Origin of the sequence: Breznakiella homolactica (assembly GCF_016616095.2) — a bacterium.
Taxonomy (GTDB): Bacteria; Spirochaetota; Spirochaetia; order Treponematales; family Breznakiellaceae; genus Breznakiella; species Breznakiella homolactica.
The window spans coordinates 2,219,685-2,233,759 of record NZ_CP067089.2; the positions used below are offsets into that span (position 1 = coordinate 2,219,685).

The 14,075-nt window shown below is 54.2% G+C and carries 13 protein-coding genes; 8 read left to right on the forward strand and 5 right to left on the reverse strand.

The features are described from left to right. Positions 1–101: 101 nt before the first annotated feature. Positions 102–1,244 (forward strand): ROK family transcriptional regulator, encoded by a 1,143-nt coding sequence (locus tag JFL75_RS10095; protein WP_215626559.1) that lies wholly within the window; start codon positions 102–104, stop codon positions 1,242–1,244. Positions 1,245–1,282: 38 nt separating this feature from the next. Here JFL75_RS10095 and JFL75_RS10100 read toward each other — a convergent pair whose 3' ends face one another. From JFL75_RS10100 to JFL75_RS10115, 4 genes are all read right to left on the reverse strand, one after another. Further along, positions 1,283–1,627, reverse strand: coding sequence for a histidine triad nucleotide-binding protein (locus tag JFL75_RS10100; protein ID WP_215626560.1), 345 nt, complete (start codon positions 1,625–1,627; stop codon positions 1,283–1,285). A 114-nt stretch (positions 1,628–1,741) separates the two neighbouring features. Beyond that, entirely contained in the window at positions 1,742–3,184 is a 1,443-nt protein-coding gene (locus tag JFL75_RS10105; RefSeq protein WP_215626561.1) for a flavocytochrome c, read from the reverse strand. Between the two features lie 81 nt (positions 3,185–3,265). Next, positions 3,266–3,622, reverse strand: coding sequence for an FMN-binding protein (locus JFL75_RS10110; RefSeq protein WP_215626562.1), 357 nt, complete (start codon positions 3,620–3,622; stop codon positions 3,266–3,268). A gap of 126 nt (positions 3,623–3,748) precedes the next feature. Then, positions 3,749–4,156, reverse strand: coding sequence for a thioesterase family protein (locus JFL75_RS10115; protein ID WP_215626563.1), 408 nt, complete (start codon positions 4,154–4,156; stop codon positions 3,749–3,751). A gap of 112 nt (positions 4,157–4,268) precedes the next feature. On the opposite strand from JFL75_RS10115, the gene JFL75_RS10120 reads away from it, so the two are divergent. Both JFL75_RS10120 and JFL75_RS10125 read left to right on the forward strand, forming a co-directional pair. Beyond that, the gene (locus JFL75_RS10120; RefSeq protein WP_215626564.1) at positions 4,269–5,735 is read left to right on the forward strand and encodes a potassium/proton antiporter; all 1,467 of its coding nucleotides are present in this window, start codon (positions 4,269–4,271) and stop codon (positions 5,733–5,735) included. Positions 5,736–5,789: 54 nt separating this feature from the next. Beyond that, on the forward strand, positions 5,790–6,674 hold the full coding sequence (locus tag JFL75_RS10125) for a DMT family transporter (protein WP_215626565.1): 885 nt from the start codon (positions 5,790–5,792) through the stop codon (positions 6,672–6,674). Positions 6,675–6,678: 4 nt separating this feature from the next. Here JFL75_RS10125 and JFL75_RS10130 read toward each other — a convergent pair whose 3' ends face one another. Further along, positions 6,679–7,674 carry an alpha/beta hydrolase gene (locus tag JFL75_RS10130; protein WP_215626566.1) on the reverse strand — a complete coding sequence of 332 codons (996 nt, stop codon included), beginning with the start codon at positions 7,672–7,674 and terminating at the stop codon, positions 6,679–6,681. 40 nt (positions 7,675–7,714) lie between these two features. On the opposite strand from JFL75_RS10130, the gene JFL75_RS10135 reads away from it, so the two are divergent. The 5 genes from JFL75_RS10135 (at position 7,715) to JFL75_RS10155 (ending at position 14,069) form a co-directional block, all read left to right on the forward strand. After that, the gene (locus JFL75_RS10135; RefSeq protein ID WP_223292820.1) at positions 7,715–8,260 is read left to right on the forward strand and encodes a nitroreductase family protein; all 546 of its coding nucleotides are present in this window, start codon (positions 7,715–7,717) and stop codon (positions 8,258–8,260) included. A 673-nt stretch (positions 8,261–8,933) separates the two neighbouring features. After that, complete coding sequence (locus JFL75_RS10140; RefSeq protein WP_215626567.1) at positions 8,934–9,776, forward strand: transporter substrate-binding domain-containing protein; 843 nt, start codon at positions 8,934–8,936, stop codon at positions 9,774–9,776. 557 nt (positions 9,777–10,333) lie between these two features. Beyond that, a complete protein-coding gene (locus JFL75_RS10145; protein WP_215626568.1) occupies positions 10,334–11,029 on the forward strand; it encodes an amino acid ABC transporter permease in 696 nt (231 codons plus the stop codon). Between the two features lie 7 nt (positions 11,030–11,036). Continuing rightward, positions 11,037–11,759: an amino acid ABC transporter ATP-binding protein gene (locus tag JFL75_RS10150; protein WP_215628759.1), complete on the forward strand. Its 723-nt coding sequence runs from the start codon at positions 11,037–11,039 to the stop codon at positions 11,757–11,759. Between the two features lie 39 nt (positions 11,760–11,798). Continuing rightward, complete coding sequence (locus JFL75_RS10155) at positions 11,799–14,069, forward strand: MFS transporter (RefSeq protein ID WP_215626569.1); 2,271 nt, start codon at positions 11,799–11,801, stop codon at positions 14,067–14,069. Positions 14,070–14,075: the final 6 nt, after the last annotated feature.

Sequence of the window (14,075 nt, forward strand, 5' to 3'; positions counted from 1 at the left end):
AATATGAAAGAATCCATTTAATTGACATTTTTTACTTTTTTACATATAATTAAATGGTTTTGGTCTTAGTCAGTGGAAACCTCCAACAGAGGGTATAAAATTTGAAAAAAAACAATGTCGGTAACACAGATTTCCAGAAAATGGCAAACCAGGCTCTGATACTGGATTATCTGCGTAAAAAAGGTCCCAGATCCCGGGTCGATATCTCCAATGCTATAGGTCTGCGGCAATCCACCGTGACGTACATAATTAACCGCCTGTCGGCGTTTAAAATAGTCGGGGAAGTGGATATAGAATATGAGCGCAATCCCCGGGGCCGCGCACCGGTGCCTATATGTATCAATAATTCCTACGGGCATATTCTCGGAATGGAACTGGGTCCCGATTCCTGCTATATGGTGGTTACCGATATTCAGGGTGCCATTGTTTTTAAGGAACGGATAAGCCTTTCCAAGGGTCCCAAATCATTCATAAAAAAAGCCGGAGCCTGCTATACCGCGTGTACCGCAAAAATTGCGTCAAAGGGTTTTAATATCCTGGCCGCGGGGTTTGCCGTTCCCGGAATCGTGGACAGGCAGGCGGGGATTATTAAAAATTCCCCGGCCCACGGGCTGACGGAAGAACTCGATTTTACCGCCGGAATGTCGGGAATCGTCAAATATCCGTTTATTATTGAAAACGACGCGAACTGCGCAGCTCAGTCAATCCTGTGGGAAAAATCCGCGGGGGATTATGAAAATTCATTTATCTGCTTTTATATAAAGAACTACCCCGCCGCTGGCGCCGGCCGGTATCTGCCGGGCCTTTCGTTTTCGCTGGCCTTTAACGGTAAACTATACCGGGGAAAATCCGGAGAAGCGGGGAAATTTCTGGATACCGCCGCCGGACAGAACAGCAAAACCCGGATTTCCCAGGATGATATCCGCCGGGCCTTTACAGAGGCCAAATCCCGGGAAGAGCTGCTGAACAGAATTTTCGACCGGTTCGGCGGTACCATATCCGCCCTGGATCTGGATGAAGTTTATTTCGGCGGGGACAGTTTATTCGATGAACCGTGGCTTAACGATTACAGCAGCCGTCGGAAGGGACTCCAGGACGCGCCGGATATCAGGGTTAACCCCCTCCGTCCCTTCGACGCAGCCTACGGAGCGTGCGCCGGGGTATTATCCGACATATACGCCATTCCCCAGGTAGGAAGCAAAGCGAATACCGACGGATTAACCTGGGACAGCCTCCTGAGCTGAAACCCCGTTTTCCAGAGTACGGGAAAAAAGAAGCGTTTTCATCCCGGGGGCCAGTCCATCTGCCTGCCTGCGAGTACGTGCAGATGGAGATGGTCCACGGTTTGGCCGCCGTCGGATTTGCAGTTAATCACAAACCGCGCTCCTTTTTCGGCGCAGCCGAGTTCCGAAGCAAGTTCCTGGGCTTTATGCAGTAAGGTTCCCGCCAGAGGTATATCCTCCGCTCCGAGTTCCATAAGATTAGCGATGTGACGTTTCGGGATTACAAGAAAATGGACCGGCGCCTGGGGATTCGCATCGTGGAACGCCAGAATACTGTCGTCTTCATAAATCTTTTTGCTGGGAATTTCTCCGCCCGCTATTTTACAGAAAATACAGTCCTTCATGGGAACCGAGCATACCACAGCTCCGGTAAATGAAAAAGCCCCCGCGTTCCCGCGGGGGCTATTAACATGCGGGATACCGCGGGGCTTCCGCCCCGGGGGTATCCGTTATTGTGATCAGAGGCCTTTGGCTGCGCTGTTTCCTGCGATACGGCCGAAGGTGACAATATCCGCCAGAGCGTTGCCGCCGAGCCGGTTGCCGCCGTGGACACCGCCGGTTACCTCACCCGCCGCGTAGAAACCGGGGATGGGTTTTCCAGCGGTGGATATAACCCGGGTCTCGGTATCGATTTTGACGCCGCCCATGGTGTGGTGCACCGCGGGAAGAACTTCAATCGCGTAATACGGAGCGGTTGAAAGCGCCCGGGGCAGGTCCGACCGGCCGAACTGGCTGTCGTTCTTGGAAGCCACCGCCTGGTTGTAGGTGTTCAGGGTGGCGGTCAGGGTCACGGGATCCGCGTTGATAGCCGCCGCCAGCGCTTCCGGGGTCGCGCCTTCGATAACGGCACCGAGTTTTACGTAATCCTCAATAGCCTTGAGGCTCTTCCGCACCGAATCGTCAAACACGAGGTAGGCGCTCTTGCCGTCCTGGTCCAGGATTGCCGCGGAAACCACGTCCCGGGTCTTAAGCTCATCGATAAAGCGGGAACCTTTCTTGTTTACCAGAATGGCTCCGTTGCCCCGGACCGCTTCGGTGATCATTTCCTTATCCGGAGCGTAGGTAGGATGGGTCTGGATTTCGGCCATATCCACCAGGGCAGCGCCGATTTTTTCCGCCATTACAATACCGTCACCGGTCGCGCCGGGCTGGTTGGTGGTGGCGAATCCCCTGAGTGAAGGAACCAGGGAAGCGGCCATTTCGTTGTTGGCACCGAAACCGCCGGTGGCCAGGACCACGGCTTTTCCGTTGACCTGGTAGTTCTTGCCGTTGGAAGCGGTAACGGAGACGCCGGTTACGGCGCCATTTTTTACGATAAGGTCGGTGACTTCGGTCCGTTTATAGACGGAAATTCCCAGTACTTTTTCCACCTCATTATCCAGGGTGGAGGCAATCTCCGGTCCTACCTTCGCGCCGCCGGTGGGGCGGTGAGCCCGGTTTACCGACGCGCCCGCGAGGCGGCCCACATCGCTGAGATCGGCGCCCATCTTGGTCAGCCAGTCAATGGATGAAGCGGATTTCTCCGCAAGAACCCTGACCAGGGCGGGATCGTTCTTTTCGTATCCGCCTTTCATGGTATCGGCGTAAAAAAGATCCGGACTGTCAGTGATACCGGCCTTTGCCTGGAAGGAAGTCCCTGCGGCATTGATTCCGCCGGTGGCCCTGAGGGTATTGCCCCCTACCATGGCCATTTTTTCAAAAACCACCACGCTGGCGCCTGCCTGTTTCGCTGAGACAGCGGCGGATAATCCCGCGCCGCCGGCGCCGATTATGATAACATCATACTCCGAGGCGAACCCGGAATCCCCGCGCGGAGTTCCCCCCGCGCAGGAAACGAGCACCATGCCCAATATTGCAGCGGCTGCTATCGACACTGCAATAATTCTGCTTAGATTTTTCATAAATACTCCATAAATTAATTAAAGAAATTTTCTTAAAAAAGATACTCTGCTGCCGGAATGGTTTGGTTTCCGCGGACCTTCTTAAAGCCGGGCTTTGGAAAGGGCGTTTTCAACAGCCGCAAGGAAACCCCTGCTGGAACCGGTGGCTCCGGCAACGGTATCAACATTTGTTGAATTCGCGTCAATTACCGCGGGGGTAAGATCCTCAAACGCCACGGTTCCGATCCCCGGTGTATCTCCGTGGGAGACAATTTCGACACCGGTAATGGCAGCAGCCGTAACGGTCACCGAAACCCGGATATCCCCATGGTAACCTTCTCCGACCCCTTCATACGAACCGGGGTTGTAAATTGCCGCAGCTGAACTTCCGCTGCTGGCGCATGCGGAAAGGGCCGCCACAAGCACCGCGGCAGCCAATACTACTGAAATACGTTTCATGATTCCTCCAGAAAATAATAAAAAAATTATCGATTTAAATGTTCTATTTTTCGTAAGGAATGTCAAGGGATGCGGGGTATATGGTGAAAAAATACATCCTTTTCCTCAAAACATCCCCACTATTGATCAGTCCTTCCGCTGTTTTTCGCCGGTTTTTTTCATGAATTTTTCAGTTTCCACAATAAACCGCTCATGCCGGCCTTCCCCGATTTTTCCGGCTTCGTCAGAAGCTTCCACGGCAAAAACAAGGCGGCGGCCGTCAATTTCGGTAAGTTCCGCCGCAGCGGTAACCCGCATCCCCAGCGGGGTCGCCGAAAGATGCCGGATTTCCAGAACCGTTCCCACGGTGGTGTATCCGTCGGGGAGCAGCCCTTCCAAAGCCGCGACGGAGGCTCCTTCGATGAGGGCTACCATCGCCGGGGTTGCATACACATCCAGGCTTCCGCTGCCCATGGCCGATGCGGTGCTGGACTTTTCCGCGGCGGCCGCTTTCCCGCCCCGGATCCCGGGTTTTATCCGTTCATTCCAATCCATTATTCCTCCTGTATATAATCTTTCGGAAAAGAGTATTATTCACCTCATTTTTGACTTATTCATATATATATACAACACTATTATAAGAAATAAACACTCAAAGGGGTACGCCTTGCTTTTACTTATTGCCTTGATTCTGATTTTCCTTGTTTTAGGGGCAGCTCTGTTCCGGCGGTTCAATATACCGCTTATTATCCTTGCCCTTTCCCTGGGGATTATTTTCGGAAAAGACGTTACGGGGCTTATCTTTTTCGATAACGCCAAGCTGACCCAGCAGGTCGCGGACATCGCGCTGGTTTTCATACTGTTTGCCGGCGGCTACGGAATCCGGCGGGATGATTTCAAACCCATTATCCTTCCGACTACCCTGCTGGCGACTGTCGGGGTTCTCATAACCATGGCAGTTACCGCGGCGGTCTTTTACTTTGTCAGCGGCTGGACGCTGATACGGGCCGTTCTGGTTTCAGCGGTGATTTCATCCACCGATGCCGCGGCGGTATTCTCGATTCTCCGTACCCGCTCCATTCAGAAGAAAGTCTCCTCCATCACCGAAATTGAATCCGCCGCCAACGACCCGATGGCGGTTATTTCCACCACCCTGATAATCCAGATTGCCGCCGGCAGCGGCAGTTTTTCCGCCGGATCGGTTGGTCTTTTTGCATGGCAGCTCATCGGAGGCGTCGCGGTCGGTATCGCCATCGGCTGGGCCGGAATTTTCCTTTTCAAAAAACTCAAGGATATTGACGCGGGGTATTATTATATTTTTCTCATTGCTCTCATACTGGCAAGCTACAGCATAGCGGGACTGGTGCGGGTCAGCGGCATGCTCTCGGCGTTCTTTGCGGGATTCATGCTGGGAAACAACAAGCTGCCCTTTAAAACCAGCATCAGTTCGTTCATATCCGCGCTTTCCTTTATTGCGAATACCGGACTCTTTATACTTCTGGGGCTGCTGGTATCGCCCCGGGCATTGCGGGATATCTGGCCCCTGGGAATCGCCATGTTCCTTATCCTGAGTTTTGTGGCCCGTCCCGCGGCGGTGTTCCTCTGTACCCTTTTCCAGAAATTCACCCTGAAGGAACAGGCCTTTCTGAGCTGGAGCGGCATCCGCGGATCGGTCCCGATCGTTCTGGCCACCTATCCCCTGGCCGCGGGCCTCGACCCGGATAATAAAATTTTCAATATTGTTTTTCTGGCGGTTACACTTTCGGTAATTTTCCAGGGAACCACCATCGGGAAATTCGCGGATATCCTCAAGCTCAGCACCAAAGAACGGCCGAAATCAAAACACAAAATGGAACTGGTTACCATTATTGATACGTCTTACGATCTTATCGAGGTTTTTATCGACCCCGATGTGTACTGCGGTTCCTGCCCCGTGGAAGATCTCGAGCTTCCCTCGGACAGTACCATTACCATGATAACCCGGAATAATAAGATCATTGCGCCCCGGGGAGGAGCCAAGCTTGAACCCGGCGACATCGTGACCCTGCTGGTGGATGAACGGAAGATAGATGAAATCACCCAGCATATTTTCGATAAATTCAGTGATCTGGTATGTGATCCGCCTTCGAAATAATACGGCCGGGGCGGGATAGCGGAAGCAGCGGCAGCGGGTGTACAATAGCCGGACATGAATCGGGATGATCACCTCAGGGGAGTTTTGCTGGTTTTTGCCGGCATAGTGGTTTACAGCGCCGATGCGCTGCTTATTCGCATGTCGGACACCGGCGGATTTACCGCGGCTTTCTGGCGCGGGCTCATCGCGGGGCTGACGCTTTTCGTTGTTTTTTCAGTCCAATACAGAGGCTCGATGAAACGCATCCTCACCGCGGGGGGCATTCCCATGCTTGTTTCCGGACTGCTGTGGGCCCTGAGCGGTATCTGCTTTTCCCTGGCAGTCCGCCTGGCCAGCACATCGGTGGCTCTGGTATGCCTCAGCACGGCGCCCTTTTTTGCGGCGCTGTTCAGCTTGCTGATTCTTAAGGAAAAACTGTCCCCCCTGACGCTCTGCTGCATCGCTGTTTCCGTCGCCGGCATCGGATATATGTACAAGGACGGCATTGCGCCGGGAACCCTGGCAGGGAATCTGGCGGCCATGGCCGCGCCGGTAATTATCGGCCTCAATTTCACCAACCTCCATAAACACCCGTCGGTAAGCAGGGTCGCGGTGTGCATGATCGGCGGCTTCTCCGGAGCCCTGATCAGTTTCGCGGCGCTCCGCGGAAACGTGCTGATCCCCTTTTCTTCACTCAGGTATCTTCTGCTCCTGGGAGCCGTGGTTCTTCCCGTGGGACAGCTTATGGTTTCCCTGGGAACGAAATACGTTCCCGCGCCGGAGGTTTCGCTGATTAATTCTCTGGAAACGGTTTTGGGTATCGTGTATGTGTGGGCCTTTATCGGAGAACGGCCCGACAGGAATTGCCTTATCGGCGGTATCGCCGTAACCCTGGCGGTGGCTCTCAATTCGCTCGTTTCACTGATCCGGCGGAGGAACCGCGCCGGGATGCGGGCCTGAACCGTCAGTCCCGGCCCGCTGTTTTTCCTATAAAATCGAAAACCGAACCGAACCAGGTTCCGGGGTCAACCAGCACGCTCTTTGCGTGGCTCGCGTCCCGGACAAGGACCAGTTCCGTGGGACCGCTGCCCGCGGCTGTCCGCTTTTCCGCCATTTCCACGGACATTTTTGTGGGCACATAGCGGTCGGCTTCCCCGTGAATAAACAAGATGGGAACAGGGCTTTCCATACACGCTTTCTCCGGAGACGCGTCCGAAAGGGTATAGCCCCGGAACCGGCGGAGAAAAAAGGAAACCAGCGTCCGGGCGGGGATTCCTATACAATCCGGGATATGCAGAGCCTTGAGCCGGGCGCCCATGGCATCCTTCATGGATGTGTATGAACAGTCCGCCGCCACCACATCCATCTTCCATTCCTTCCGGGGAGTACCCGCCGGAGCGCCCAGGGGAGCGTACTGGAGCACCGTGGCGGCGCCCATGGATTCACCGATTAAAACAAGGGGAACCGCTCCGGGAAACCGGGAACGGGTCCAATCCACCACCGCGTCAAGGTCGTATTTCTCATAATACCCGTAGGCGGGAGCCGGAATTGTTCCGGCGGGACTCGCGCCGTGGCCGCCGAGATCGAAAACCACCGTATTCCATCCTTTTTCAATAAATCCCCGGGCGTATTTAAGGGCGCCGTAATGGGTCCAGCTTAAACCGTGGAGTATCACCGCCGTTCCCGGGACCACCCCCGAAGCGGAACTGCCGGGATTTCCCGCCAGGGCATAAACGGCCAGGGAGGCATTCCGCACGGAGGAAAAAACGCTGACCGTTTCCCAGGGGAGATCCAGTACGGCAGGGTCGAATTCCTTCCGTTCGATACACTGCGCCAGGGAATATTCAAGGGAATGGAACCGGGGCCGGAACATGATGATGTATCCCGCCAGGGTGAGTACAGCCACCAGAAGAAGGTACATCCCAGCGGATATACCAATGATTAGAAAAAAAACCGCCATAATGTAAATATTATCCTTGAGAATCGGATAAATCAATTCTATGCTTAAGGGTATGAATCTATTTGACGCGATAGCAAAACGCCACAGCGTACGGACATATTTGGATAAACCGGTGGAACCCGAAAAACTCCAGTCTATCTTTTCAGCGGTCCGCCTGGCTCCTTCGGCGCGGAACGGCCAGGAATGGCGGTTTATCGCGGTTACCGATCCGGAACTCCGGGAGCGGGTTGCCGCTGCCGGCGGACAGCCCTTCCTGTCCCAGTGCCCGGTGATAGTCGCCGCCTGTGCGGAAACCGACCGCAGGGTGATGCGCTGCGGGGAAATGGCCTATCCCATTGATGTTGCCATCGCGATTGACCATCTTACCCTGGCGGCCGCGGCCATGGGCCTGGGAACCTGCTGGGTCGGTTCCTTTGATCCCCAAATTGTCAGAGAGGCTCTGGGAATCCCTGAGAATGCTCCGGTGGTGGAACTCATTGCCCTGGGATATTCCGCGGAAGAAGACAAACCCGCAGCGGACAAGGCACGTCTTAAAATGTCCGAAATTTTCTGGGAAAACAGCTGGAACAATCCGTTCCTCCGCTAGGCTCTCAGGGCACCTGTATTATTACTTTTTCTTTGCGGTACAGAAGCATGGTGTAAAACGGGTCCAGGGGTCCTGCCTGGGGATATGGGCTCTGGTTCCTCGTCGGCCTGCGGCCTCGAAAGCCGCTCAGAGCCCATATCCCCAGGCACCCCGCGTTACCGCTCTGACACCATGCTTCTGTGCCGCGTCTGTTAAAATAATACAGGTGCCCTGCTCTGCGGGGGCTGGATGGCGGGGACGATTCGGGGAAGGTTTTGTGCCGGCAATACATCCGGCTGCCGGTTCGCTGCGGTACCGAATAAGCTCTCCCAAAAACGGCTATTGCCTTTCTGAGACAGGATACCTGCTGGTTACACAGAACAGAACTGAAACACGGTACGGAAAAAGCAACACGAGAGTACAACTCCTGGGACCGGGCAGTACAGAGCCGGTTAAGCAGGAAAATACCCGGGCCGTAATGGTAACGCCGGGTGTCGGATAAAAATGGGTTTGAGCGACTTTCGAGGCCGCAGGCCGACACGGAGCCAAACCCATTTTTATCCGACAGGACCCGCGGCACCGGTACCTCCCGGATGCTTTCCGGCTTGAAAGTCTCTATGCTTCCCCCCTTGACTCGGTGTACTGTATTTTTATACTATCCTGTGCATAAATATGCAATTTTACGGAGGAATTTATGAAACTGTATAAAAAACTGATGGTTTTCGCGGTTCTGGCGGCCATGGCGCTTCCGGTATTTGCCGGAGGAGGTGAAGAAAAGGATACCAGGCTCGATAATATACGCAAATCCGGCAAGCTGGTGATCGGTACGTCCGCGGATTATCCTCCCTACGAATTTCATTATCTGAAAAACGGACAGGACGTAATCGGCGGTTTCGACATTGCCATCGCGGAAGCCCTGGCAAAGGATCTCGGGGTAACCCTGGAAATCAAGGATATGCAGTTTGACGGGCTCCTGGCGGCGCTCCAGGCCGGAACCATCGATATCGTTATTTCCGGTATGTCCCCCACGGCGGAACGGCGGAAAAGCGTCGATTTTTCGACAATCTATTACTACGCGACCCATGGGGTAATCGTACGCCAGGGGGATCTGGCAAAGTACGCCACCGTCGCGGCTCTTAAGGATGCCCGGCTCTCGGCCCAGAAAGGAACTATCCAGGTCGGTATTGCCAAAACCCAGATCATGGGAATGAGTGAAGAAGACGCGGAAAAAGCCGTGGATGTGGTTAAGGAAGTGGGAAGCATCAAAAACCTCATTCTGGACCTAAAAAACGGCAATGTGGATGCCATCGTGGCGGAACTTCCGGTAGCTCAGGCTTATGTCAGGGCTAACGCCGACCTCGGGCTTGCGGCGCCGACCTTCCGGGACGATGACGGCGGTTCGGCGATCGCGATTAAAAAGGGAAATCCCAGCCTCGTGACCGCGGTCAACACCACCCTGGAACGGCTCATGGCGGAAGGCAAAATCGAAGAGTTCTTCGCCGAAGCCCAGGCAATCCAGGAAGAACAGGGTCAGTGATAGTACCAGGGTACCTGTATTATTACTTTTTCTTCTCAGCACAGAAGCATAGAAAATACAAATCCGAGGGGCCCGTCGTATGAAAAAAACACCGCAGGGCGGTATTTCTTTTCATACAAACCTCTGGTTTGAAGACACCCCGTGTTACATTTTCACACTACGCTTCTGTGCCGCTGCGGGAAAGATAATACAGGTACCCTGCTGTGAGGGGTGCTGGGTTATGGATACTTCCCCGTAATATGGTGGCGTTGGCAGGTGAAGGTTTTACCTATCACAAATCCGTCCTTCCATACGCAGCACCCCACCCAAAACAGAATACCCGCAGCATACCGGGGAGCGTCACAGAAGCATGGCGGGAATCGGTAACGTGGGGTGTCAGATGAAAAGAAATACCACACCGTGGTGTTTTTTTCATCTGACAGGCCCCCACGAAACGTATTCCCATGCTTCTGTGGAGACTAGCCATAATGCGGGTACCCTGTGCAGGACCATTGCGGTTCTGTGGAATTTCCTTTATGTTTCAGTATCTTCAATAATCAATTGAATAGGATCCGCTGGTGAATTTTTCGTTTCTTGCACGGTACTGGCCGTTTTATCTGAACGGAGCAAAAAATACGATTCTCCTGGCCATGTTCTCGGTGGTCCTGGGGACGGCTATCGGGCTTATCCTGTCACTGATGAAACTCTCCAAACACAGGGTTCCCCGGTTTATTGCCACGGCATATATCGAATTTATCCGCGGCACCCCGCTGCTGGTCCAGCTTTTCATCATATATTACGGCCTCCAGTCCATAGGCATCCGGTTTCCCAATGTGGTATGGCTCAGCAAACTGCTGGGAATCAGCTTTTCGGATTTTATGGCCGGCATAGTCACCCTGGGAATCAATTCCGGCGCCTATGTAGGTGAAATTTTCCGGGCCGGTATCCAGGCGGTGGACAAGGGGCAGACCGAAGCGGCCCGGTCCCTGGGGATGAGCCAGTTCATGACCATGCGGTACATTGTCATTCCCCAGGCAATCCGGAACATCCTTCCCGCCCTGGGAAATGAATTCGTTGTGGTTATCAAGGAATCTTCAATTGTTTCCATTATTGGTATCGCGGATCTCATGTACCGGGCGGATACCGTGCGGGGAAACACCTTCCAGCCCTTTGAACCCCTGATTGTGGCGGCGGTGCTGTATTTCCTCATGACCTTTCCCCTTTCCAAACTGCTGGCCTATATTGAGCGGAGGATGAGAGCCGGTGACAAATAACGAAGCCCTGATACAGACCATGGATCTCAAAAAGGATTTCGGCAAACTCCAGGTGCTGAAGGGAATAACGTCGTCCTTCAACCAGGGTGAAGTTGCGGTCATCATAGGCCCCTCGGGAAGCGGGAAAAGCACCTTTCTGCGGTGCCTCAACCTCCTGGAGGAGCCCACTGGGGGAACCATTATTTTTGAAGGCACCGACATAACCAAAGACGGCCACAACCTGGACAAGCACCGCCAAAAAATGGGCATGGTGTTCCAGCTGTTCAATCTCTTTCCCCACATGACGGTGCTGAAGAACATCACCCTGGCGCCCATGAAGGTCCGGGGGCTTTCCGGGGAGGAAGCGGAAGCCGCCGCCATTACCCTGCTGCGGCGGGTCGGCCTCGAGGAAAAAAAGGACACCTATCCCGGCCAGCTTTCGGGCGGACAGAAACAGCGGATCGCCATTGTCCGGGCCCTGGCGATGCAGCCGGATGTGATGCTTTTTGATGAACCCACCAGCGCCCTGGATCCGGAGATGGTCGGAGAGGTTCTCGAAGTTATGCGGGGTCTGGCAGCCGAGGGCATGACCATGATTGTGGTAACCCACGAGATGCGCTTTGCCCGGGATGTGGGTACCCGGGTGCTTTTTATGGATGAAGGCATCATCGCCGAGGAAGGGCCGCCGGCCCAGATTTTCGGGGCTCCTAAAAATCCCAGAACTAGAGAATTTTTACAAAAAGTACTGTAGCACTTGTAAATATCATCCCCTCAAGCTATTAATAGAAGTATGAGCGCCCCACTGTCGCCGTACCGGTTAGGGAAAGCCCGGGAATTATACAATATTTTTAATTTCTTCAATTCCTTTTCCTACGCGCTCCTGGCGGGCAACATAATTACCCTGTACGCCCTGCGGCTTAACGCATCATCAACCCTGGTAGGCGCCCTGAGCGCCATGATTTACTGTTCCTTTTTTTTTATGCCCCTGGGCAAGGCCCTGCTCAAAAAATTCCCCATAGTCCCGGTCTTCGCCACGGCGTGGCTCCTGCGGGCGGTTTCTATGGTACCGGTGGTGTTCGCGCCCATTGCCGTCAGGACAGGCCGACACGATATTGCCATGGGGCTTATGCTGGCGGGAGTAATGGGATTCCACATGTGCCGGGGAATCGGTACGATCGGCAACAACCCGGTTCTCCACTCCCTGGCGGCGGGTCCCGACCGGGGAAGCTATATTACCCTCATCCAGATCATCAACAGCGGCGTAAGCATGTTTTCGGGCTTTGCCCTGGCCCTGCTCCTGGGACGCAATCCGCCCCTGGGCCTCTATTCCATTATTTTTTCCGTGGGAATCGCTTCGGGGATTTTCGGGGCGCTGCTGCTGTACAAAATTCCCGAACCGGAAAACAGCAGCGACGGCGGCAAAGTAAATTTTTTCCAAGTTTCCAAAGAAGCCCTGTCCGAACCGTCATTCAGGCAGTTTGTGATCATTTTCTTTACCATCAGCTTTGTGGCGTCCATTGCCCGGACCTTCATCGTTGTATACAGCCGGGAAGTTTTCTTTCAGACCGACGGGATGGTCTCCCTGTATACGGTCTTCGGAGGACTGGGTGCCCTGATGATGGGCCTAATCATAAAATTCCTGGTGGACCGGGTCGGAGCAAAACCGCTCTATATAACCTGCACCATCGTCAGTTTTATCAGTCTGCTGCCGGTACTCTTCTTTCCCTCAAGCGCCATCGAATCGGCCACCACGGTGATCCTGTTTCTTGCCTCGGTGCAGTTCCTGATAAACTTCGGTTTTATCGGAGCCGAAGGAGTCGCCCAGAACTATTTTTTTGCCCTGATCCCGTCAAAGTACATGCTCAACCTGGGTATACTGTATTATTTTGTATTCGGCCTGGCCGGCGCCGGCGGGTCGTTCCTTGCGGGTGTTTTTCTCGATATCCTCATGGGATTCGGCCTTACGGGATTTATTTCATATAAAGTGCTCTTCGGGATTCTCGTGGTTATCCTGGGCCTGATGATCTTTGCCCAGCGGAAACTGGTCCCCTTAGGAGCACTCCCCTTCCGGGGTGCCCTGGAGGTGATGTTCTCCTTTAAGGATCTTCGGGCAATAACCCTGCTGGACCGGCTGGAAAAAACAAAGGATACCAAGGAAGAAGAAGAGCTCCTGGAGGCGCTCCATGTAACGCCCTCGCGGCTTGCCCTCAAGGGGCTGCTGGACCGGGCAAAATCCCCCCGCCTGGCGGTACGGATCGAATCCTTCCGGGCGCTGGAGCCCCTGGATACCCTGACGGAACAGGCCGAACAGACCTTCAAAGATGACGTAATCAACAACCCCTATACAACGGCGTATATTTCAGCCCGGATCCTGGGAAATCACGGGGTTTTTTCGGCTATCCCGCTGCTCAGGGAACGGATTACTTCGGACGATTACATGCTTGCCGGAGAATGCATGATAGCCCTGGCCCGGCTTCAGGATACGGAGTATCTCCCGGCCATCGAAAAACTTATTGTAAAGACGAAAAACCCCCGGCTCAAAATCATGGGCGTCAGCGCCCTCGGGATTTACGGGTCGCCTAATTCCGTCTCCGTGCTTCTGGATCTTCTCAGAGCCGCGGATCCGCCTCCCTACCTCCGGGATGAAGTCGTACTGGCCCTGTCGTCAATCCTCGATATCCAGAACCAGTACTATCCGCTACTGGTACGGTATCTGGAAAATCCCGAACTGGGGGCAACCCTGGCCCTGGATGAAGCCGAAGCGGCTTATGAGTACTACCTTTCCATCAGCCGGCGCCGCGGGAAAAAGAAAAACGGAAGGATATCCCCTGCCCAGGCAAAGGCGCTTTACCCCGCTGTCGCATCATACGCGAACGAACTCAATGGTGCCGCGCTGTCCAAATGGATACTTCAGCTCCCCCACGATACGAGCCATACCATTGTTCAGGTGGTCCTTTCCGAAGCGGTGCTGGACGACGACTTGACCGACCACGGCCGGCTCCGGCTTCTCATCGCAAAATGGTCTGCCCACCAGCTCAGGTTCTGGTCAAAGCAGGGATAAGCAGGA